This window comes from Desulfotomaculum defluvii (genome assembly GCF_054657375.1).
This window is the reverse complement of sequence record NZ_BAAHYV010000007.1, coordinates 874179-899363: the sequence shown is the minus strand read 5'-3', so window position 1 is coordinate 899363 and position 25185 is coordinate 874179. Positions and strand designations below refer to the sequence as shown.

11 protein-coding genes are annotated in these 25185 nt (G+C 42.4%); 8 read left to right on the top strand and 3 right to left on the bottom strand.

Annotation, left to right across the window (positions count from 1 at the left end; translation table 11 throughout):
• Nucleotides 1-28: 28 nt before the first annotated feature.
• Nucleotides 29-1099, bottom strand: a complete 1071-nt coding sequence (locus tag ACYQ03_RS11460; protein ID WP_459910073.1) for a Fe(3+) ABC transporter substrate-binding protein — start codon at nt 1097-1099, stop codon at nt 29-31.
• Nucleotides 1100-1750: 651 nt separating this feature from the next.
• On the opposite strand from ACYQ03_RS11460, the gene ACYQ03_RS11455 reads away from it, so the two are divergent.
• From ACYQ03_RS11455 to ACYQ03_RS11445, 3 genes are read left to right on the top strand one after another with little or no spacing between them, the layout of a single operon-like run.
• Nucleotides 1751-9304 carry an RHS repeat-associated core domain-containing protein gene (locus ACYQ03_RS11455; RefSeq protein ID WP_459910072.1) on the top strand — a complete coding sequence of 2518 codons (7554 nt, stop codon included), beginning with the start codon at nt 1751-1753 and terminating at the stop codon, nt 9302-9304.
• A 17-nt stretch (nt 9305-9321) separates the two neighbouring features.
• Complete coding sequence (locus ACYQ03_RS11450; RefSeq protein WP_459910071.1) at nt 9322-10035, top strand: hypothetical protein; 714 nt, start codon at nt 9322-9324, stop codon at nt 10033-10035.
• A gap of 27 nt (nt 10036-10062) precedes the next feature.
• Nucleotides 10063-11718 (top strand): Hint domain-containing protein, encoded by a 1656-nt coding sequence (locus ACYQ03_RS11445; protein ID WP_459910070.1) that lies wholly within the window; start codon nt 10063-10065, stop codon nt 11716-11718.
• 188 nt (nt 11719-11906) lie between these two features.
• Here ACYQ03_RS11445 and ACYQ03_RS11440 read toward each other — a convergent pair whose 3' ends face one another.
• Complete coding sequence (locus ACYQ03_RS11440; protein WP_459910069.1) at nt 11907-12797, bottom strand: DMT family transporter; 891 nt, start codon at nt 12795-12797, stop codon at nt 11907-11909.
• A gap of 382 nt (nt 12798-13179) precedes the next feature.
• Here ACYQ03_RS11440 and ACYQ03_RS11435 point away from each other — a divergent pair, with 382 nt between their 5' ends.
• Nucleotides 13180-13734 (top strand): GNAT family N-acetyltransferase, encoded by a 555-nt coding sequence (locus ACYQ03_RS11435; RefSeq protein WP_459910068.1) that lies wholly within the window; start codon nt 13180-13182, stop codon nt 13732-13734.
• 263 nt (nt 13735-13997) lie between these two features.
• On the top strand, nt 13998-15914 hold the full coding sequence (locus ACYQ03_RS11430; protein ID WP_459910067.1) for an ABC-F family ATP-binding cassette domain-containing protein: 1917 nt from the start codon (nt 13998-14000) through the stop codon (nt 15912-15914).
• 121 nt (nt 15915-16035) lie between these two features.
• Here the strand turns inward: ACYQ03_RS11430 and asnB are convergent, their stop codons facing one another.
• A complete protein-coding gene (gene asnB, locus ACYQ03_RS11425; protein ID WP_459910066.1) occupies nt 16036-17880 on the bottom strand; it encodes an asparagine synthase (glutamine-hydrolyzing) in 1845 nt (614 codons plus the stop codon).
• A 444-nt stretch (nt 17881-18324) separates the two neighbouring features.
• Between asnB and ACYQ03_RS11420 the strand changes: the two genes are divergently transcribed.
• From ACYQ03_RS11420 to gltB, 3 genes are all read left to right on the top strand, one after another.
• Entirely contained in the window at nt 18325-18909 is a 585-nt protein-coding gene (locus tag ACYQ03_RS11420; protein ID WP_459910065.1) for an ANTAR domain-containing response regulator, read from the top strand.
• 133 nt (nt 18910-19042) lie between these two features.
• Complete coding sequence (glnA, locus tag ACYQ03_RS11415) at nt 19043-20377, top strand: type I glutamate--ammonia ligase (RefSeq protein ID WP_459910064.1); 1335 nt, start codon at nt 19043-19045, stop codon at nt 20375-20377.
• Between the two features lie 250 nt (nt 20378-20627).
• On the top strand, nt 20628-25148 hold the full coding sequence (gene gltB, locus ACYQ03_RS11410; protein WP_459910063.1) for a glutamate synthase large subunit: 4521 nt from the start codon (nt 20628-20630) through the stop codon (nt 25146-25148).
• The last annotated feature ends 37 nt before the right edge of the window (nt 25149-25185 follow it).

The window sequence follows — 25185 nt, the reverse complement described above, 5'->3', positions numbered from 1 at the left end:
AGAAGCAGCCCTTTGCAGGGCTGTTTCTTTACTTCCAACCAACTTCATTAAAGATTTTAACTGCTTGCTCATTGTACTCACCTAATGCAGATAAATTAATATCTTGGGCCTTAAAATCACCCCAGGATTTCAATAATTCAGAAGGCTCAACATTGGGATTTACAGGGTATTCAAAGTTGGCCTCAGCGAACTGCTTTTGGGCAATATCGCTTGATAAAAACTCCATTAATTTAATGGCATTGGCGTTGTTTTTGGCATTTTTCGTTAAGCCGATACCACTAACATTGATATGGGTGCCAGTTGTAGCTTGGTTTGGGAAGAAAACGCCCACTTTTTCTGCTACTTTTACTTCTTCTGGATCGGAGGAGTGGAGCATCTTGCCAATATAGTAGGTATTCATAATGGCCACATCCCCAACCCCTGCCACGATGGCTTTAGCCTGATCTCTATCATTGCCCTTTGGCTCGCGAGCTAAGTTGGCAACAATACCTTTGGCCCATGCCTTAGTTTTTTCTTCACCCTCTAGCGCAATAAAGGAAGCCAGCAGAGATTGATTGTAAACTGCGTTGGAGGACCTTACCAGAACTTTCCCTTTCCATTGAGTCTCTATTAGATTTTCATATGTAGATAACTGGGTAGGGTTCACCCGGTCTTTAGAGTAAACAAGAACTCGAGCCCGCATAGTCAAGCCAAACCATTCACTATCCTTATCTCTTAAATTTTCTGGAACATTTTTAGTTAAGGTTTCACTGGAAACTGATTGCAGCAGTCCTTGTTCTTTGGCTCGATTTAACCGGCCTGCATCTGCTGTTACCAATAAATCAGCCTGTGTATCTTGACCTTCCCGAGCCAGTCTCTCGATTAGCTCATCGGACGCAGCCTTAACTATGTTGACCTTAATGCCAGTTTCCTTGGTAAATAATTCATATAACGCTTGATCGGTATCATAATGACGGTCCGTATAAAGATTGACAACGTTGCTTTCCTTAGCCCCAGCTTCGTTATTAACAGTGTCGCTTTTGGGATCAGAGGAGCAACCCGTAAGAGTTAGAAGGGTCACAATAAGTAGTGAGAGTACAGTTATTTTTAAGTTCTTCATTCTTTCCACCTCTACATTTAATATATTGTTCCACTCTATAGGTGAGAGTGGGAGTTAACGGTAACCAAAAAGAGTGCTTAATGTCTGAGGAAAATCACCTCCAAACTTTCTCGATAATGATAATCATTCTCATGGAATTATTATAGTAATCCCGAGTAAATTAGTCAACTAAAAACTTTTATGACAAATAAAACCAGCTCTATTATGCCCCCAATTATCACTTCAGTTAATTAAGCTGGAGGGTAGTACAATTTTATCTTTTTTCACTAGATTTAAACTTGCCTGCCTAGCAAAAAGACCGGCATTAGCAGCCGGTCTTAAATACATGATCAAAAAGAATGCCAAAAAAAGTTCCATACAGCCCTTCGTCCCAATAATACAACTGCTTCCCAGCTCTTACTTGAGTACCTATACCATAGATTTGAAAACAAAAAAATCAGAATGTATAAATATCCAAATAAAACTGTAAATATTTTGTTGACATTTTAGGACAAAACATAACAAATGAAACCCATTGTTTGGATTGTCAATTGATGGTAATGTTCTATATAATCTAATATTGCAAAATTTGTTAATTTGTGGTGATAAAGGTTCTTGATAACATCTATGTATTTTTTTAGTTATTAACGAGATAAGAAAGGATGAGGTCATTTGAATGCTGACCCGTTTCGTTTAGCACAGCAAGGAAGTTCCCAAGAGAACAACATTATGAAAACCACTAATTTATACAAAGGCGCAGTGGCCTTTCCCCTGTTTTTAGCGTCTATGGATTCCCAGGATGACCTTCAGGTTAGCCTTGTAGCCTCCTACCAGAGCAATGTAAAAAATATGGTGGAAAGCAGCAACAGAGAATATGAAAGCTCTACTTTGGGGCTTGGATGGAGTATGGAGGTTCCCCGCATCGTTGTAAAGAACAGGCTCGTAAAAGAAAGTTTTGACTCCTCCTTTTATTTGGTTGCCGAAGGTGGGATTTATCCCTTGTATCGGTTGGGAATAGATGGCGAAGCCATAAGCTTTTATTCCGTAGAACACCCTTACTGGAAGTTCTACTATTTTAATAACTCAAAGGAAAGCCGGTGGGAAATACACAAGGAAAACGGCACTGTCTGGGTATATGGGGGCGATGACTCCGCCATTGAGACCAGAATCCATTGGGATAACTGGGTGGGTGCCACTTCCTCCAACGGAGGGGAAATTTTTCCTGTAGGCTGGAGTCTAACAAGCGTGAAAAGCTTTGCAGGAAACAGCATTACCTACGCTTATGAGAAGGAAGAAGCCCAAATCGGCGACTGTTCCTATACCCGGGCCATACGTCTTATTAAAGTAGTCAGCACTTTCGGAGAGACAGCAGAAATCGTATATAAGGATAAGGAAACATTTGAGTGTATCTGGCCCCATTACTCCAAAGGCAGCAAAAACCCTTATCAGTTCAATTATGATAACAAATTCATTGACAGCATTCAAGTTAAAAACCGGGAAGGACAACTATTATACGTCCAGCAGTTGGGATATGATTTTTATGATATCTTTCAAAAAGGGCAGTTTTATAAAAAACGTTTTCTCACCTCTGCAACTCAAGTCTGTTATAAAGATGCAAACATGGTCTCTGTGCCTTCCATGAAATTCGACTATGAAACCAACCGTCAGAATCCAAATCCCGGCGCACTTCTTCAGGTCACCTATCCCTACGGTCAAAAATACCAGTATTCATATAGAAATGACACTTTACCGGCCAGCAGTCCAAAACTAGAGTTTACAAAACCCGGCGCCGAATACACAGCTTCGGTTTATCACGCCTTGAATTATACTGTGGTTTTATTCCAGAACCAAAATGCGAATATTGTCCGTGTATACACCTGGAATGTTGCCTGGCAGAGCTATGAGGACAGGGATATTGCCAAAGAGACAATAGAAGATGTGCAGATCCATTTAGGCTCGGACTTTTTCGTTATGTCGTACAAGCTAGTCAACCAAGGAACCTATTGCTACCGGCTGTATAAAAACAATCCTTTAAGACAAGGGGAATGGACCAACGAAAAAGTGATCCAGCTCAATGAGGGGGTCAGGCCAGCCTTTACGTGTTCAGGGACTTTTTTTGCTGTTAAGCCAAAAAGTCAAAATTCACTTATCGTTTACCAATTCAACTACTTGACCAACACATGGAAGCGCCAGGATCTGCCAGTGGAAGGCTTTGACGCACAGGCTATATCTGGGGGTGAAAATTTTATCCTGGGGGCTTTCTACAGAGTTAATGCAAAAAGTATTCGCCTGCAATCCTTCTATATTGATGCCAACCACCAATGGCAAAACGGATATTTAAAGGATATATCACTGGAAGTAAACTGGCAGCTCACCTCATGGAATACCGTATGGTCTGTGGGAGCATGCCAGGCAGCGGCTACCTTTGTAGCCATGAAGAGTCAGGACACGGTAACCAGCAAAATTATTCTGCTGCGCTGGGAGGAGCTGTTCCGCTTAAAGGAAATCGAGGTATTTACTACAGAACAAAAGTTGGGCACCAAAAATCCTATTTTAACTGCTATTACTAGCGACAGTATCGTGGGGCTTGCCGAAAACATCTTCCGCTACTCTCCTGGGCGCTGGAACAAAACCTCATTGCTACAGGTAAAACAAGGGGCGGCCTATGCCTACGCTTATGGAACAGACCTTGCTCTGGCAGTGGAACAGGCTGACAACCAGCAGAGATTTGTTGCCCTGCGATTTGACCCCTACACCAATCAATGGACTTCATCTGGTGTTCCTGTCAGCGGTGTACTGCCTGGGGATGAGCCCATCTATCGTCCCGGTGTACTGGGTGATTATGCAGTCTTAGGACGCGGCCTCTTCACCCGGCAGCCTGACGAAAGCTGGAAGCTGATTTACACATTGCCGGACCGTACAGACGGCAGTAGTATAGCTTTGAGCAGCGGCTTTTTAATGTACCAACTTCAGAACAGCAGGGATGCTTATGCTGTATTTTTCAGAAACAATGAATTTTACAAGCAGGTGAAGGTAGATAACCAGAAATTTTTCTCAAAGGACGATACCCTGCCAAACGTGGGCCTGTATTCTTTCACCACCTATACAGGTGACAAGATGGCCACAGCCCAGAAAATAACCCTGCACAAAATCGTGAGCAGAGATTATTCTCCAAGAATCGATATAAATTACCTTAATCAGGTTACCTTGGATACAGGTTTTGATAAGCAGAGCTTTTATTTGAGCTACAAGCTCAGCAACGCAACGTTTTCAGGGGAAGTCCCCCAATACTCCCGTGTAAAGGTGAACCAGGCTGCCCAAACCGGGGAATACGGCTCAACAGAGTACATCTATTTCAACGGTTTAAATCCCTCTAACCCCGAAGCGGTGTATCCTGCTAATTCGGAATTTTGCAATGCCCGCGATTATTACAGTTTTTTTGCCGGGCAGCTCTATTGCACGACCCTGTTTGATGACCAGGGGAACATAACAAACCGTGATGTCAATTACCTCAAGGCCATAGATACCAACGGCTTTTGTATTTTGCCCCATAAAGTTGTGCAGGAAACATATCTTAAGCCCTATTCTGAGGATGCAAGGGGTGAATGGCTTTGTGTCAGTGAAGAAATCGAAACGGAATATGAGACTGTTTTTGGTCAAAAGAAAAAAGTTACCAAAATCAACATCAACCAAAATGGAGAGCAGATTCGTATTTCCCAGAATTTTAAGTATGCCTGGGAAGTGTATCCGGATTTCAAGAAACGGAATTATGTGTCCGCTGTGGTTGCCACCACAAAGCGAAATGATACCAAAAACCTTGTGCTGGAGGCTACGGCCAAGGAATGGGTCCAGGACGGATTTGGTAATTGGGGTGAGAGCAACACCTACGCATATACAGGAAAAGAGGATGCCAATTTCCAATTTAACGGACCCCAAAAAGGATGGCTGAAAACCAATGAAATTACCCGCCGTCTGAAGAACGGCAGTATTGTTTCCCAAAGAGCCTTGGATGGCACGGTTACTACCATCATGTATGATTGTCTGCAGGGCTATCCCGTGGCCCACTTTGAGAAAGCCGGCCCTGATGAAGTATTCTACTGCGGTTTTGAATCCTATGAGCAAAATGATCAATGGAGTCCAATAGACAAAACCGTAGATAAGAATCTCATGTTTGAGACCGGAGAGTTCTATGGCGGGAACCGTTGTTGCTGGTTGAACAAAGGCCGTGGTATTACCTTTTCAATTAATAGTGGCAGAGGCAAATACATGATTTCCTGTGCGTTGAAAACCTCGGGAAGTGTGGACGGTTCCGGTGTTTATTTCGGGGACAGCTTTGTGCCCCTTGATGATACACAAAACCAATGGAAAATCTTTTACAAAGCCGTTGACCTTGGAAGTGTACCTGGAAAAGTAGATGTCCGAATCGTTCCGGCCAATAGCAGCGGGAAGATCCTGGTGGATGCGCTGTTTGTGACTCCCATGTTGTGTGATGCCGAAGCCTATGTTTACAACAGTTTCATGCTCACCATCGGAAAGCACCGCAACAGGCGGGATGGCAGCTATGTTCTGCATGACGTGATCCAACGCCCGATTATGGAGCTTACGGACGCCCAGAATCCTCTAAAAGCCAGTGTGTTTTATAACGCCAGTAATGAAGTCAAGCAAAACACCGAAAAAGGGCCGGATTTTACGCTGACAGCGGAATTTCCCAACGGGGGTCAGTTTACTGATTTTAATCGCGGCGATGATTATTTGAAATATTGGGCCATTATCGAAAAGGGGCTCCAAATGAGGGATAATACAGGCACAAACTATCTGTTCATGTTTGGAACAAAGCTTAATACCTGCCAGGATATTAGCATATCCACCAGAGGACTTAAGCTTCAGCGTAGCTTGGACAGTTGGCAGCTTAGCATGGGGGGCCAGTTGATAGGGACGGTCAAAATAAGCGAAAAAGCAGATGCAGATTATGCTCTGATCCAGTTTGGAGAGAGATTTACTTTTATGTGCAACGGGGCCGTGCTCTTTAGCAACAAGACCGGGGAAAGTGCTTCACAGCCCATCAAAATAGAAAGCAATAACAAGCTCCTGTTCAACTATCTGATGTATGCTCCGGAACCTACCGTAAAGATAACTTACCAGGATTATGTTGGTAAAACTCTGCAGGATCAGAGTATAACCGAGGATGGCGTACTGACAATGATGCCGGTATATTCTCCTCTTGGGCAAGCCTCGGTCCTAACAAAGGCTGTGTCAGCCAAAAACGAATTGTGGGGCTATCGCAGTGGTTTGATAACCGATTTTGATTGGGAGACAGGGCAGATGAAGGGAGAAGCAGCCGAAGCCTATCCGGAGGATGGGGGTTTCCCCTACAGCAGAACGAAAACCACAATTTCACCCAAGCCCTTGCCCAGAGAGTTAAAGCAACCTGGTCCTGTTTTATCACAGCATCCGGTGACAATGGACTATTTTACCAACTCAAATTCGATCTTTGGCGGGAACATAACTCTGCCAGGAGGCCAGTACTATGTAAATCTGGTGAAAGATGGGGATGGTCTCAGTACTTATACTATTAAGGACAAGCTGGATAACAAACTGGCAGACTGGAAGGTTTCCGAAAAAGACGGTACAGAGAGCCTTACAACCTATGAATATGACGACTTCGGCCAACAGGTTCTGATCAAGTATCCCAACTACTATGACACAAGCCTTAGCCCAAGTGAGCGTGAAAAATTTGTAAGCCAGATCAGTTACGACTTCTTTGGGCGAATTGTTGAACGGACCGATGTGGATACAGGTACGACCAGACTCGTATATAACAGTCAGGGCAATCTGCGTTTCACCCAGGACGCTGCGGGAAGTGAGCACGGATACTATGTGTACCAGATGTTCGATGACAGGGGGAACCTTACGGAAATCGGAAGCTGCAGCGGCCCATGGGATGAGGCTGTGCTGCAGGAAAAGGCCGATGATCCTGCTTTCCGTCCTGAGAACAGCCAGTGGGCACGGAAAAACTATTATGACGGAACTGGTGATAACAGAAACCTGCTGGGCAGGCTTTGGAAAACTCTTACTTACAACGGCAGCGAGGACCATATTGTCGAAGAGGAATTCGACTATGATTCAGATGGCAATATGATTATGCGCAAGCAAAAGGTCCTGGGACAGGAAAATGTTTTGAGGGCGGTGTACGATAGCAAGGGCAACCCGGTGAAACAGCAGGCAGATAACAAAGAGGAAATGAGCTATGTTTATAATACCCAGGGACAACTAAAGGAAGTGTACTCCGGGGGAAAATGCCTAGTAGCATATACCTACAATCCGTCTGGAAAGCTGAGTATAGAAACCTTCATGCCCGGCGAGCCCAATCAACTGGTGCGGAATTATTCCTATAACAGTGCAGATTGGCTTTGTTCTATCAAAGATCCATTCTTTGAGCAGCAGATCAGCTATTATGACACTGCCGATAAAGCGATTTATTCAGGGAAGATAAAAGCTGTTAGCAACAAATTCTTAAATTCCAAGGCCGGCCCTGGCTTCTTAAAAGAATACCGCATGGAATATGACTACGACGGTCTGGGGCGTCTGTTGTCTGCAGTCAATTCAATGGGGAATGAGTTCAGCTTAAGTGCTTCAAATCAACTGCTCTATGACAAGAACAGCAATATGCGCAAAGAAAATGAACAAGAAATTGGTTATCAAAGCGGTAGTAATATGCTGGTTTCCCGAGGTGCTGACAGTTTTCAATATAACGAGTTTGGAAGTGTCACCAAGGCCAAGGGGCTTACTTGGCAATATGATAAAGCTCTGCAGAATGTATCCTCCCTAGTTTCGGAAACCAAGCAAATTAATACACAGTATTTATATGGAGGTGATGGACGAAAGGTAGCAGAGGTGTCACAGGACATGATAAAAATCAATGTCCATAACATAAAGGGGAACTTATTTATCCAGGAGGAGCAAAAAACAGGGAAGCGCTCTTGCTGTTTGGCAGGTGTCGGCGGCGTATTTTCCTTGGTGGAGAACGGTAAATCCTATTTCTTGGTTAAGGATTACCAGTCCTCTGTAAGGGGGATCTACGACGGTCAAGGCTTGTGTGCTTCTTACAATTACCAGGTCTTTGGCGAGTATTTAGGTCAGGTCTACGAAGAACCACAGGCTAAAGGGCTGATCAGTTTCGGATTTACCGGGCAATTGCTGGATAAGGTCACTGGTTTGTATCAAATGCAAGCCAGGTGGTATGACCCAACGGTGGGAAGGTTCTACTCCATTGATCCCGACAGACAGTATGCCAGCCCTTACATTTACGGCGGTTCTGACTGGGTCAACTATATGGACCCTGATGGTGGATGGTCCTGGGGTGTTTTTGCAGCCATTGCAGGGGGGATTTTACTTGTTGTTGCGGGTGCTGTCCTTACGGTTGCCTCCGCAGGTATAGCCTCTCCCCTAGGAGCAGGACTTGTTATGGTAGGCGGTACCTTTTTGTTGGGTGCCGGGATCGGCAGTGTCTTTTATGGTATCAGCTCTGCTATAAAAGGTGAGTTTGACTATAAGGATTGGCTCATCACTGCCGGTTTGGCAGGAGCTTTTGCCAGTCTAACGGCCTTGGCCGGTATGGCAATACCTGCAGGCTTTACAATGTTCGGTATGAGCGCCGCCGCCACCAATATTGTCCTGGAAGTTGGGATAGGTGTTGTAATCGGCGGTGTCGACGGAGTAGTAACAAACGGCTGCTTAAATCTCGCCCACGGCAAGAGTTTTACAGAAAACTGGGTCCAAAGCATGGTCATTGGTGCTGTTATTGGTGGTGTCTCTTCAGCCGTATTTGGGCTGGTAGGTGCCGGACGCAATTTGAAAACTCTTCATACCAATGGGGGAAGACATGACGTGCATATAGGCTTGGCTGGCCCCAAAATACAGAAACTGAGGCATTCCATGATTTCCCAAGACAGAGGTAATTGGCATGATATCTGGCCAGGGCGGGGATTTGGCAATCATCCTCGCGGGGTGCCATTCCGCGGTCACAACGTTGATACGGTCACCATTCCAAGAGTGCCCCGAAATTTGCGTTATAATACCGGCTCTAATAATTTTAATCTTTTGACTAATAACTGTACCACCTATACTACCAGAACCTTGGCCACAGTGGATCTTTATGCCCCCCTGTGGGCCAGGACTCCCAGCACCCTGTATTACTGGGGGAAATTAGTGGCTTGTTTCGCGTAAAAAAACCATCTGAAAGGATGAGGACAATGGAAGAAAAATTAGGAAAAGTTAATATTGTAGTGACGGAGGACGTACCCTTAATAATCAAATCCTCTTCAAGCCGTACACAGTATGATGTTGTAGAGCTGGCTACAGGAGGCTACATTGAGATTCACTTGCCCTGTACTCTTAAGATCGGTCAATTGATCGGAGATGAATCAAATTCTGGAGCCGCATACTCCAACCCCTGGGGACGGGATATTATCATTACCGGGGAAAGGGGCAAAAACGGAGCCAGAGGCAGAGACGGTGAATCTGGCGGTGCCGGCACAGCAGGAGAAAGGGGAGGTGACGGGGGGGACGCCCCAGACGTTACCATTGAAATTGGCGAGCTAAAAAGAAACCTTAACATATTAAATGTAGGCGGCAGCGGCGGTGATGGCGGAAAAGGCGGAGACGGCGGCAACGGCCGTGACGGAAGCGGTTCAGCAGGCGGAAAAGGCGGAGACGGCGGCAACGGCGGGAATTCCGGTAACGGCGGCAATGGCGGCAAGGTCGTCATCAAGTGCCCAAAAATCAATGACCACACGATCACCCCTGAGTGCAAAAAAGCTCCTTGTGGCAACGCTGGAGCCGGTGGCCGTGGCGGGGCCGGCGGCAGCGGAATACCGCCTGGAGATGGCGGAAAGAGTGGCGGCAACGGTGCAATAGGGCTGTCAGGAGAATTAGGGACTATAGATATCAACCCATAAATATCAGCTTTGGGAGGAGAGTGTAAAATGAAAAACTTAGATAGAGACAATATTTTCCCTGAGGGATGCAACAGTGTGGAACTGGACTTTTCCTATCCGCCCCACGCTGAATACTTCCTACAAAAATTCGGCGGTGAGGAGCTTCTGAAGAGCGAATTTCCTTTGGTTTATGAGGCTTTTTTGAATACACAAAAGGAGCATGCAGAAAATAAAATGAAGGCGGAAAATGCCGATTCAGGCACCACCGGATATGGTATGGTTGATAATAAATTTTATATCAATGGTCTGGTATACGACCCCAAAACAGACGTATTTACAGGGCTGAACTCCTATTTGAAAGAACAGCAAGTTTCCATGATCGTTTCAGGAGCCTTGACAGACAAGACCCATAATATTATTTTGGATAGCTGTTATGAAATCTATGATCAACCCTTTAAGGATAGCGCCAACACAGAGTTAAAATATCCTTCCATTAACCTTGTGCGACAAGAAGACAGTGTGATCACCTCTAATGCGGATTACACCTTAGTAAAAAGGCCTTCGGCGGCCAATGGCAAATGCACATTGTCTCATAACGCCCTAAAAGAATACGCTGCAATAAAAATTCTCGGAGGCTCGTCTTTGGTTGAAAGCTTTACCATTGATGATCCCAAAACCTCAAAGCCTGGCAATATCCTCCTTCTCTACAACAGAACCGCTGGTGAAGGGGAAGACACCAAATATTATTATCCGGATGTAAGCAAGGATGATAAAAATATGGTTGAGGTAAATATCCCGATAAAGGGGTCCATCAAATTTGTCAGCAACGTTACCAATGCCCAATACTCCACGACTTCCGAAACTACAAACATCCTGGTGGAGTTTTCCGATAACGGCAGCATCAGTTTCAATTACACCCCAGAACAAATAAAGGAATTCTTTACCTGGGATGCAACCACCCATACTCTGTCATTTAGTTTTCCACGGGACTGGAACACCAAGCTGAATACAAGTGATCTTGGTACATCCACCGTCCTAACTTTAAGATGCAGTTTTTATCTTGATGTTACTTATGGGGAAGATACTAACATTGTGGGCTGCTGCATCAACAGTGTGTCCGCTCTTGGCCCAGGAGAACAATACTACACCAGCGCCAAGCCATCTGTTCGGGTACCTATGATCACAATAAGGTGGGGTTGTTTTGGAAAGGATACAAAAATCACTATGGCTGACGGTACCCAGAAGCAGATATCCGATATCAAAGCAGGGGATCAGGTCTTGTCCGATAAGAAAGAGAGCCTTACGGTAAAGGAGCTCATCTATGGACACGAGGACTCAGTGATATACATGAAAACAGATGCCGGAGAGGAACTTTCGGTATCCGAATCCCACCCGGTCGTTACCCAGAGAGGCATTGTTGTTGCAAGTAACCTGAATGCCGGGGATCTTCTTGTGCGGGCCGACGGGAGTCAAGCTTCTCTGGCTGACCTGTACAAAAAGGATTATCACGATAAGGTCTATAACTTGAAGATAGATTCAGTTCCCCAGATCATTATTGCCAATGGCTTTCTGGCAGGGGACTTTGAGGCACAAAACGACCCCACTTTGACACCAAAGAAAAAAATCGCCCCCGAAACCATTCAAGAAGCTGCCCTGCGCGAGGAATTTAACAAGCTTTACGAAAAGCTCAAGTCCAACCGCTAAGATAACCTGGGTTAAAATGAAAAGCACTCTGCGAACTCTCGATTAGGAATTCACAGGGTGCTCTTTAGATTAATAATTACATCGTATTTAAAAAGAGAACTTTGTGCATTATCTATAAAGAGACATCAGCTAACTATAAAGCATCTTGATTAGTCGAGATGGCTTTGCATATGGTGTTAAAATGTCTTCTACTTAACTTGTTTTTTCTTAACCGTAACAACTAGGACACCTAACAAAATCAATGCCCCACCTAGATAAAAATTTAAATCTAAATGTTCATTAAGTAATAGCCAGCCCAAAAACGAGCCGACAAGTGGTTGGAAGAAGAAAAACACTGACCCAATTCCAGCATCTATTATCTCCATTCCCTTATTCCACAGGAAGAAAGCACCCGCTGTTGATACGGTACCTAAATACAGAACACCCAGGATGATTTCCCTATTAAATAAAATGTTGTTAGTTTGAATCTCCCACACCATAAATGGTGTTGTAAAAATTAGAGCAAATAAAATAGCATAAGTTGTTATGATTAAAGAGGAGTGGTTGTAAGATGCAACTTTAACATAAACAGATAGTAATGCCCATGTTATTGCAGCGGCTACTAAAATGACACTTCCCCAAAGGTGACTGCCAAGGTTTGAATCCCAACCTACAACAATTGAAACCCCAATAGTAGCTAATAAAAGGGAGAAAATCTTGCGCGCAGTAAGTCTTTCTTTTAAAACCAATCTGGCAAATATTACAATGAAGGCTGGTGTTGCCGAGGTAATTAGCGCGCCTGTATGAGCATCTGAAAGTTTTGTTCCGATAAACTGAAAAGAAATTGAAACAAAGTACCCAATAAATCCAATCCACCCTAAGAGTAACCAATCACTCTTTTTTAGCTGTGTATGATTTTTAGTTTTGTTTTGAGAGATTTTTAAGATTATATACAAAACAAAAAATGCAATAACATATCTTAACCAAACAAGAGTAATAGGGGTGATAAAATCTAGTACATATTTACTTACAACATACATACTGCCCCAAATACTAGCTGCTAAAGATAAACATATTGCTCCTAATATCGTATTCTTCATAATCAGTTACCTCCACCTAGTTATAAAGATTTTTATAAAATCTCTAGACGGGGAGGTTTTAAATCAAACTGTTCATCCCCGTCTTAGGAATGAACAGAGGGTTGATCATTTTCAAACAAGCTATTGTAATACAATGTTATTCTCCTTTCTGAAGATTTTTTACCTATTTATATTATAGATACTCTTGTACAGGAACATCAACCTTTTGATACAAAGATTGTCCTCAGACGGCATTTTTCGTTATACTACAAATATAATAACTTTTAGCGGCTACATATTACATCAATTGCAATAACCAATGATAATTCCGCAAGTAGGTGGTTTTTGTGGAAATTATAAAAATTAAAACAGTCATTGGATTAGGATGGACTTGGAGGCTAAAATGAATAAAGCTGATCTTAAATTTAGGGAAGCCACACCGGAAGATATTAATAACATTATGTTTATTGAAGATAATTCCTTTCATCAAGGTGTTAGAGAAGAAAGGGATGTCTTTCTAGAACGAATCATAACATTCCCCACCGGTTTCCTGCTGCTGGAACATGAGGGTAGGGTAATTGGCTATATATGTTCAGAATTATGGAAGTATCAGGAAAATATTGATATAGGAAATCTTAAACTAGGTCATTGGATCAAGACTATCCATGATCCCGCAGGCGAGGAATTATATATTTCATCTATGGGAGTATTGCGAGAATTTAGGGGGGAAGGGATAGGCGAGTTGATGTTTGAGTCACTTTTAAATATATCATTAAAAACTTATCCTCAGATTAAAAGTATTTTATTAATAGTTTCTAGAAATTGGTTGGCAGCACAAAGGATTTATCAAAAGAACGGTTTTAGGGAGATCACAATTATTCCAAACTTTTTTAAACCCCTTAATTTAGAGCATCAAGATGGTATTGTTATGCGTTTTGGAAGACAGGATAGACGATGAAGAATCATTGTATAGGATACATATTGGAAAGTTGGCTGAATCTTTGCGAAACTATTTAAAAAGGTTCTAATTGGCGAAATATAGCAAGCATTAGTTTACATATTATTTTATTATGTAAACTAATGCTTGCTTCTTTAATGTCTTGAGCTAGCTTTACCTTTTACATAATATAAAGATAATGATTAGCCCCTTAAGAATGGACACTCTTTCATATCCTGTGCTACATTATTAAAGAATGAATTTTAAAAGAAGAAGGAATATCTATGAATTTACTAACAGTTGAAAATATCTCTAAAAGTTTTGGTGTTAAGAATATACTGGACGATATATCCTTTGGTATCTCTGAGGGAGAAAAGGTTGGTTTGGTGGGTATTAACGGTACGGGAAAATCAACACTTCTCAAGGTGTTGGCTGGTCAAGAAACCATAGATCAGGGCAAAATTACTATGACGAACAATTTACAAGTGGAATATCTACCACAGGATCCAATTTTTGATGAAAATGCAACAGTAATTCAACAGGTATTTAAAGGACAATCTCCGGTGATGAAATTATTGCTAGAGTACGAAAGGACCATTGATAGGTTGAATTCCGAGCCAAATAGTAAGGAGCTACAAAATATAATTCTCCAGTTGGGTCAGAAAATGGATGAGTTGGCTGCCTGGCATCTTGAGAATGAGGCTAAAACGGTCCTAACAAAACTAGGGATCTCTAATTTTAATGCCCCCATAGCGACTCTGTCTGGGGGGCAAAGAAAAAGAGTTGCTTTAGCCAGTGCCCTAATCAATCCTGCAGATTTTTTAATTCTTGATGAGCCAACAAACCATATTGATAATGAAACAGTATCCTGGTTGGAACAATACTTACACAAACGTAAAGGTGCCCTTCTCATGATTACCCATGACCGTTATTTCCTAGACCGGGTTGTCAACAACATATGGGAATTAGCCAATGGCAACATCTACCGTTATGAAGGAAATTATAGTAAATTTCTTGAACTAAAAGCAGCTCGAGAAGAACAATTGGAAGCCTCCGAAAGAAAAAGACAAAATATTTTCAGAAAGGAACTAGCCTGGATTCGGCGGGGGGCTAAGGCTAGAACCACAAAACAAAAGGCCAGAATTGAACGTTTCGAGAATCTCAAAGAAAAAGTTTACGAAATCAACAGTGATAAAATGGAAATCTCTGTAGAGGCAAAACGATTAGGAAAAAAAGTTGTTGAATTAGAACATATTAACCAGGGATATGGACAGAGAAATCTAATCAAGGATTTTAGTTATATTTTTACTAAGGATGATCGAGTCGGAATAATTGGTCCTAATGGCAGTGGAAAAACAACTTTACTAAACATTATTGCTGGCAGATTAAATCCCGATAGCGGTCAGGTAGATCATGGTCCAACGGTAAAGATTGGTTATTTTTCCCAGGAAAACCCAGAAATAGACAGTGACCTACGGGTAATTGATTACATCAAAGAGGTAGCCGAATATTTACCAACTTCTGAGGGGGATCTAATCAGTGCTTCCCAAATGCTGAATCGTTTTTTATTCCCGCCAAAGGTTCAATGGACCCCCGTGTCTAACCTTTCCGGTGGAGAGAAAAGAAGACTGTATTTATTGAGAGTTTTAATGGAATGTCCCAATGTACTGCTCTTTGATGAACCAACCAATGACCTAGACATTCAAACCTTAACCATTCTGGAAGATTATTTGGATAATTTTCCCGGCACCATGATTGTGGTCTCTCACGATCGATACTTTCTGGACCGGACCATTGAAACCATAATTTCCTTTGAAGCTAATGGCAAGCTAAGAAGCTTTGTAGGGAATTATTCGGATTATCAAGAATTTATGGAAAATCTACCCCAGGAACCAAATGAAACAAATAAAAAAGCGCCTGTCTCCAAAACCATAGAACATCAGGAAAGGGAAAAGGTCCGACCTCTAAAATTTACTTATAAAGAACAGAAGGAATATGAGCAAATAGATGACATCATTGCCGAAGTGGAGATAGAGCTAAAGGTGGTAAATAATAAAATTAGTGGGGCTGGAAGTAATTATGAGTTATTACAAGAGCTCATTGGTATACAAAAGGGATTAGAATGTCGCTTAGAAGAATTAATGGATCGTTGGACCTATTTAAACGAACTGGCTGAACAAATAGAAAAAAGTCGAGGGTAAGACAAGTAAAGTCGTCAGCCATCAGCCATCAGCTTCAAGAAAACTTGAAAGAAGATATGGGCCCTGAGTTTTTGGCATTTTGCCTAGGGTTTTTGCTCATGGCCCTGTTTACATTATTTTTTTATTTAATGGACACCTTATATTCCTCTAACCAGGTATTTACCTGATATAAAAAGGCAAATAACTGCGGTCCTGTCATTAATTGACCATACCAAGGTGTTCTCATAATATCAGATTCGGCTTCCAACATAGAACGAACCCTTTGGACATTAATCAGTTGAAGTAGTGGAGAGGATGGTTCATTTAAGACATCTAAAAGTATTTCTTTCACTGCAGTCAAATAGGCAGGGTTGTGGGTTTTGGGATAAGGACTTTTACGCCGTTCCAAAATCTCTTCTGGCAATACCCCTGCCAAGGCCAACCTTAACAGTCCCTTTTCTCTACCATTGTGATTTTTCATAGCCCAGGGTACATTCCATACATACTCTACCAGACGGTGATCGCAGAAGGGAACCCGTACCTCTAATCCCGTAGCCATACTCATACGATCCTTTCTATCCAAAAGTGTTTGCATAAACCAAACCATATTTAGATAAAACATTTCCCTCCTTCTTGCTTCAACGGGGTTTTCTCCGGGTAACCTTGGTACCTCAGCAAGGGTTTCTTGATAGCGGGTGGCTACATAGGTTAGGGGATTGATGCTTTCATTTAATTCAGGGGAAAGTATTTGCATCCTTTCACTTAGGGCTTGGGACCAAGGGAAGGTATGAGACATTAAATCCTGTTCTCGATGAAACCAGGGATAGCCACCAAAAACCTCATCAGCACACTCACCAGACAAGGCCACCGTTGCCCCTTTTTTGATTTCTTTACAAAATAGGTACAGAGAAGAGTCTACATCGGCCATGCCAGGTAGATCCCTAGCAAGCATAGCTATTTTCAGGGCCTCCACCAATTCAGATGTGTCTATGATAATATTGTGATGTTGAGAGCCTAAAAATTGGCTCATGCACTTAACCCAGGGTGCATCGTCATTTGGTTGAAAGTCATTGGCTTTAAAATATAGAGCGTTATCAACATAATCTACTGAATAAGTATGCAAAGGCTCAGAACCAATCTTTTCAAAGGCCTTGGCTGCAAAGGCAGAAAGGGCACTGGAATCTAATCCACCGGAAAGGAAAGTGCAGACTGGAACATCGGCAATTAACTGTCTTTGGACAGAGTCTTCCAGTAGTGTCCTTACCTTTTCGGTGGTGCTGTCAAGATTATCCTCATGGAGTCTGCTTTCAAGGTGCCAATAACGGTTCAGATAAATTTGATTATCTTTAAATAAGAGAGAATAACCCGGTCGTACCTCATAAACATTTTTAAATATGCCATGACCGGGAGTTCGGGCAGGACCTAGGGCAAAAATTTCTGCCAATCCGTCACTATCTACCTCTGGCTTTACCAATGGATGAGCCAAAAGTGCCTTTAGTTCACTGGCAAAAATGAAAGCACTACCCCTTTGTGCATAAAACAAAGGTTTCACACCCATACGATCGCGGGCCAAAAATAGGGTTTCCTTTGCTTCATCCCAGATAGCAAAGGCAAAAATGCCATTGAATTTTTCAAGACAATTGGCGCCCCATTCGATATAAGAAACCAAAAGAACCTCTGTATCGGAATGACTGAGGAAGTGATGTCCCCGGTATTCTAATTGCTGTCTTAATTCAGCAGTATTATAAAGTTCTCCGTTGTAAACAATGACAAACGCATGGTCCCCCTTCGTCCGAATCATCGGTTGAGCTCCCCCCTCAGGGTCCACTACAGTGAGTCTTCTATGACCTAAAGCCGCTTTGTCAGAATACCAGTAACCCTCTGCATCGGGACCTCGATTGGTTAAGGTTGCAGTCATAGTTTCAAGAATCCTAAGGTCTCCAGACATTTGCCTAGCTTGGTCAATCCAACCAGCTATACCACACATTGTTAGCCATCTCCTTTAAAAATATATTAGAAAAACTTGGCTGACACCATACCCTAAAGGGCCGATGTATTAGTACCTTTTAGGGTATGGTGTCAATCTTAATGCCTTTAGGCACCTTGGGAAATTTATCCTATAATGTATACAAATAAAAACAGCGCCTCTGGTTAAGGTATATACCTTTAAACCATGAGGCGCCTTTGCCTTTATGGTACGTCCATGTACATATTTGGTTTCATGTTAGAATCATATGCTCGTTTCTTCAAAAAAGACACAACAAACATTGGAACTTTAATATTGTATACTTATCAAAAGTATATTGACTGATTACAAAGCACTACCTTATAATGATAAAAAATGAATAACAACGGATACAACGAAGTATCCTATAATGGCAATGTTGCCCAGACAGGTCGTATATCTGTCTGGGTTTTTTGACCTTGTGAGGTGAGTTGTTTGGCCAATACGCGAATCGTCATTGTAGATACAGATTATGCGTGGTTGAAAAACCTTAAAACCGCATTAAGCAAATTAGGATATCTCGTTGTTGGCGAAGCTTCCGATGGTCCCGCTGCATTAAAGCTGGTTCGTTCAAGAGATCCAGATATACTCATTATTCAGGAGAATCTTCCTGGGTTTAGTGGTTTAGAAGTAGCTCGCATTATGCACGAGGATAAAATCGGTCCTGTAATTATCATGTCAGACTATTTGCAGCAGGATTTGCTAGAGAAGGCAAAGGAATCGGGAGTAGCAAGTATTCTCGTAAAACCTTTTGAAGATCATCACTTACTGCCAGCGGTGGAATTGGCCTTAGGTAATCATCAGGAAATTATTAAGCTGGAAAAAGAGATTAAGAAATTGAAAGACACCCTGGAGACAAGAAAAGCAATTGAGAAGGCTAAGGGGATTTTGATGAAGTCTTTGGGTCTAAATGAAGAAGAAGCCTTTCGTCGAATCCAGAAGCAAAGCATGAATAAAAGAATCTCTATGAGAGCTGTAGCAGAAGCTGTTATTCTTGCAAATAATATGTAGATAATAAATAAATAGTTACGGTACAATGAAGTCCGGCAAGGCAATGGCGCCTTTTATTAAAGGAATTAAATTCCTTTAATAAAAGGCGCCAATTTTTCTAACTAACTCATTTCTAAAAGGAAGGTGTATTTACATGGACGCAGCAATTAAAAACGAAGTACTAGAAAAAGCAAGAGAGATGGGAGTAAAATTTGTTCGACTGCAGTTCACCGATATTTTTGGTATTTTAAAAAATGTAGCAATAACAGTTGAACAACTTGAAAAGGCCTTAGATGGAGAATTGATGTTTGATGGTTCTTCCATTCATGGTTTTACCAGGATAGAAGAATCTGATATGTACCTTCGTCCTGACCCCAGCACTTTTGTGTCTTTCCCCTGGAGGCCTAGAGAAGGTGCTGTAGCTAGGCTAATTTGTGATGTTTATAATCCCGATGGCACCCCTTTTGAGGGTGACCCACGATATACCTTGAAAAAGGTACTGGCCGAGGCAAAAGACCTGGGTTACACCATGAATGTTGGTCCTGAGTGTGAATTTTTCCTTTTCCATGTAGATAAAGAGGGCCGTCCGACTACTGAAACCCACGACCAAGCAGGCTATTTTGATATGAGCCCCTTAGACATGGGTGAAAATGCCCGTCGTTTCATGGTACTTACCTTGGAAGAAATGGGTTTTGAAATCGAAGCTTCCCACCATGAAGTTGCGCCAGGGCAGCATGAAATTGATTTTAAGTATTCCGATGCCCTAGATGTGGCTGACAAAATTATGACCTTTAAGTTTGTCGTTCGTACCATGGCTCAAAGACATGGACTCCATGCCACTTTTATGCCTAAACCAGTATTTGGTATTAACGGCTCTGGTATGCATATGAATCAATCCCTTTTTACTCTTGATGGTCAAAATGCTTTTTATGATCCCAGTACTCCTGATCAACTTAGTGAAACTGCAAAATACTATATTGGCGGTTTAATCAAACATGCTCGGTCCCTTGCTGCTTTAACCAACTCCAATGTTAATTCTTACAAGCGCCTGGTACCCGGTTATGAAGCTCCCTGTTATGTGGCCTGGTCCAAGAGTAATCGCAGTTCTTTAATTAGGATTCCTGCCAAACGCGGTATGTCCACCCGGGTAGAATTACGTAACCCTGATCCATCGTGTAACCCTTATCTAGCCATTGCAGCGGCCTTAAAAGCAGGACTGGATGGTATAAAGAATAAAATTACTCCTCCAGCACCCACTGAGCATAATATTTATCATATGAATGCAGCAGAAAGAGCTGCGGAGGGGATCGGCAATTTACCTGCAAGCCTATATGAAGCCATTATAGAAATGCAAAATAACCCAGTTATCTCTTCAGTTTTAGGTGATCACATTTTAAACAACTTTGTTGCAGGAAAATTAGAAGAGTGGGATGATTTCCGTACAAGCGTTCATGATTGGGAACTCAAGAAGTACCTGACCATGTACTAGAATTATATTTAAATAATTGTATTTTAGTAAAATCAAGAAGCCTTACCCTTATTGGGTAAGGCTTCTTGATTTAGTATACATAATTCTTAGCGAAACTGGGTAGATTTTTGTTGATCATGAGGTTATAATAAAAAGCAATTAAATAAGCACAACGGCGTGCTATTATTAGGCAATGAAGCCTACAACAGATAACTTTTTTTGGTTGTCTGTCTGTAGGCTTTTTTTTATTTGACAAAAGGAGGTAATGCCAATGACTACTATGCCTTTTACTAAATATAGATTACCCCCCAAACAAGGTTTATACGATCCAAGATTTGAACATGATGCCTGTGGTATTGGTTTTGTGGCCAATATAAAGGGAGAGAAATCTAACGATATTTTACAAAAGGCTTTAACCATTTTAATTAACCTTGATCATCGTGGAGGACAAGGAGCCGATGAAAATACAGGTGATGGTGCTGGTATTCTCATGCAGCTACCACACATTTTCTTTGAAAAAGAGTGTGCTAAATTAAACATTAAATTACCACCTGCTGAAAATTATGGCGTGGGGATGCTGTTTCTACCTAAGGATCCTGATAAAGTTCAAGGATGTCAGGAGCTACTAGCCAAAATCGTTGAAGAAGAAGGCCAAACCCTATTGGGCTGGCGAGAGGTGCCAGTGGATGAAACTATGGTAGGGGAAACAGCTAAACTAGCCCAGCCTTATTTCTCCCAAGTATTTATTGCCAAAAATCCGCAAATTAGAAGTTTAGATTTTGAACGCAAACTTTATGTCATCAGAAAACGTGCTGAAAAAGAACTGCCGAAGTCTTTGCTTGGAGAGGGAGAAGCCTTTTACTTTGCCAGCTTATCTTCTAGAACCATCGTCTATAAGGGTATGCTCACACCTATGCAACTGGGCCGTTTTTATCTTGACTTACAGGATCCAGAAGTCGAAATTGCCCTGGCACTGGTTCATTCTCGGTTTAGTACCAACACTTTCCCCAGTTGGGAACGTGCCCACCCTTACCGTTATATGATCCATAACGGAGAATTTAATACCTTGCGCGGCAATGTCAACTGGATGCATGCTCGCCAGTCAATCTGTCATTCCGATTTGTTTGGAGAGGACATGAAAAAGATTTTACCTGTTATCGATCAGACTGGCAGTGATTCCTCAATGTTTGATAACTGTCTAGAGTTTCTTCACTTATCTGGTCGCTCACTGCCCCATGCAGTTATGATGATGATTCCAGAACCTTGGCATCATCACGAAAGTATGAGTGATGAGAAGAAAGCTTTTTACGAATATCACAGTTGTTTGATGGAGCCCTGGGATGGACCAGCTGCCATTGCCTATACAGACGGTAAAATCATCGGAGCCTCTCTGGATCGCAATGGACTACGTCCTTCACGTTACTATGTAACTAAAGATGGTTTGATTATTCTAGCATCAGAGGTTGGGGTCCTTGATCTGGAACCAGAGAACATTGCCTATAAAAAACGTTTGCAACCAGGTCGCATGCTGCTGGTTGATACCGAAGAAGGGCGAATTGTTACCGATCAAGAACTCAAAAATAACATGGCTGCACAGCATCCTTATCGTAGTTGGCTAGAAAAATATATGCTGCAATTGAATGACCTGCCGGAATCTCTGGAAGAACAGAAACTAGAATTAGAAAATATATCCCTGCGTCAACAGGCCTTCGGATATACCCATGAAGATTTAATGAAAGTCTTAACCCCCATGGGTCAAGATGGACTTGATCCTGTGGGCGCCATGGGGAATGATGCTGCCTTGGCAGTATTGTCAGAAAAACCACAACTTCTGTATAACTATTTTAAACAGCTTTTTGCCCAAGTTACTAATCCGCCCATCGATGCCATCCGGGAAGAAATAGTAACAGCGATCAACACAACCCTTGGCTCAGAAAAGAATATAATTCAGCCTGAACCTAGCAGTTGTCAAAAAATTAGCATTAAGACGCCTATTTTAACCAATGATGAATTGGCTAAACTTTCTAACATTAAAAGTGAGGGTTTTAAAGCTGTAACCCTGCCTATATTGTATAAAGTTGCAAAGGGACATCAAGGACTGGAAATAGCTTTACAGCAAATTTTTGAAGCAGCAGATGTTGCCATTACTAATGGTGCTAACCTAATTATCCTGTCAGATAGAGAAATGAACCGAGAAAATGCTGCCATTCCAGCATTGCTGGCTGTATCTGGTCTGCATCACCATCTGATCAGAGAAGGGAGTCGCACCAAGGTAAGCATTTTATTGGAATCTGGAGAACCTAGAGAAGTACATCATTTTGCAGTTTTACTAGGTTATGGGGCCAATGCCATTAATCCTTACCTTGCCATAGAAACCCTAAGCAATATGGTTAATCAAGGATATATTACAAAACTAAGCCATAAGGATGCCATCAAGAATTATATTAAGGCATCCACTAAGGGTGTAGTTAAAGTTATGTCTAAGATGGGTATTTCAACCATTCAGAGTTACTGTGGAGCTCAAATTTTTGAAGCCATAGGTATTCACCAATCAGTTATTGACCAGTACTTTACCTGGACACCTTCCCGCATTGGTGGTATTGATATAATTGCCATTGCTCGGGAAGTAGAACTACGCCATTGTCAGGCCTTTAATCAACTAGAGATGGGTGACGGTACTCTCCCTTCAGGATCTACTTACCAATGGAGAAGTAACGGTGAAGACCATCTCTATAATCCGGAAAGCATTTACTATTTACAACAAGCCTGTCAAAACAATGATTTTGACAAATTCAAAAAGTATTCCACCTTGATAAATTATGAAAGTGGGAGAAGCTGTACCTTGAGAGGGCTTTTGGATTTCAAATCAAAAAGGCAACCTGTACCGCTCGATGAGGTAGAGTCTATAGAATCCATCTGTCGTCGATTTAAAACTGGGGCCATGTCCTTTGGTTCCATCAGTAAAGAAGCCCATGAATGTTTGGCCATCGCTATGAACCGCATTGGCGGTAAGAGTAATACCGGAGAGGGTGGGGAGGATCCTGAGCGCTTTACTAAGGATGCAAATGGTGACTGGCGGCGCAGTGCCATTAAGCAAGTAGCCTCGGGTCGATTTGGGGTCTCTAGTCACTATCTGGTAAATGCCGATGAAATACAAATTAAAATGGCCCAAGGTGCTAAACCTGGTGAAGGTGGTCAACTTCCTGGTAAGAAAGTATATCCCTGGGTTGCCCAGGTACGGGGAACCACTGCCGGTGTGGGGCTGATTTCACCACCACCACACCACGATATTTACTCCATCGAAGATCTTGCTGAACTAATTCACGATCTGAAGAACGCCAACCCTAGGGCCAGAATTAACGTAAAATTAGTTTCAGAAGTCGGTGTTGGTACCATTGCAGCAGGGGTTGCCAAAGGCCGTGCTGATGTTGTCTTGATCAGCGGTTATGATGGTGGTACTGGTGCCTCGCCACGAACCAGTATCAAACATGCCGGGTTACCTTGGGAACTAGGCCTAGCAGAAACCCATCAAACACTGTTATTGAATAATTTACGAGACAGAATTGTTGTGGAAACCGATGGTAAGCTAATGACTGGTCGGGATGTTGTAATTGCTACCTTACTTGGTGCTGAAGAATATGGTTTTGCCACAGCACCCCTGGTTGCTTTAGGCTGTGTGATGATGCGGGTTTGCAATCTAGATACCTGCCCGGTAGGTATTGCCACACAAAACCCAGAACTGCGTAAGAACTTTAAAGGTAAGCCTGAGTATGTAGTCAATTTTATGCTGTTTATTGCTCAGGAAATAAGAGAGCTAATGGCTCAGTTAGGCTTCCGTACAGTCAATGAAATGGTTGGCCGGACCGATGTTCTTGAGGTAAGTGATGCTGTTAATCATTGGAAAAGAAAGGGTTTGGATCTTTCAGCACTACTTTATCAACCTGAAGTGCCAGATTATGTGGGTTACTATGGCATCAATGAACAAAACCATAGACTGGAAAACTCCCTTGACATGCAAGTGTTACTGGGTATCTGCCAACCAGCCCTGGAGCAGGGTAAACCAGTGGAGACCAAATTACCCATTCGCAATATCAATCGCGTAGTAGGAACAATTTTAGGAAGTGAAGTTACAAGACGTTATGGGGCTGCTGGATTGCCGGAGGATACAATCAAGTTAACCTTTGAGGGTACTGCCGGGCAAAGTTTTGGTGCCTTTGTTCCCAAAGGTATTACACTAACTCTGTCAGGCGATGCCAATGACTATGTTGGCAAAGGTCTCTCAGGTGGGAAAATTATTGTTTCTCCTCCAAGCACCGCTACTTTTGTACCAGAGGAAAATATCATCATCGGTAACGTGGCTTTTTACGGTGCCACATCCGGGGAGGCATACATCCGTGGGGTAGCAGGTGAAAGATTCTGCGTCAGAAATAGTGGTGTCCGGGCCGTGGTAGAAGGTGTGGGGGATCATGGTTGTGAATATATGACCGGTGGTCGGGTGGTTGTCCTTGGTTCTACTGGCCGAAACTTTGCAGCGGGAATGTCCGGAGGTATTGCATATGTATTAGACGAAGCCGGAGCCTTCTCAAACCTTTGTAACAAAGAAATGGTTTTCTTGGAAAAACTGGAAAACACAGAAGAAATCAAAGAAATTCGCAAACTAATTGAACAGCATTATCAATACACCCAGAGTACCGTTGCCAAAAAAGTATTAGATAATTGGGATATTCTGTTACCCAAGTTTGTTAGGGTTATACCAAAGGATTATAAACGCATCTTAGAGTCCCTTGCTTAGATATGTGAATAGTCATGATGAATCAATATAACTGCTT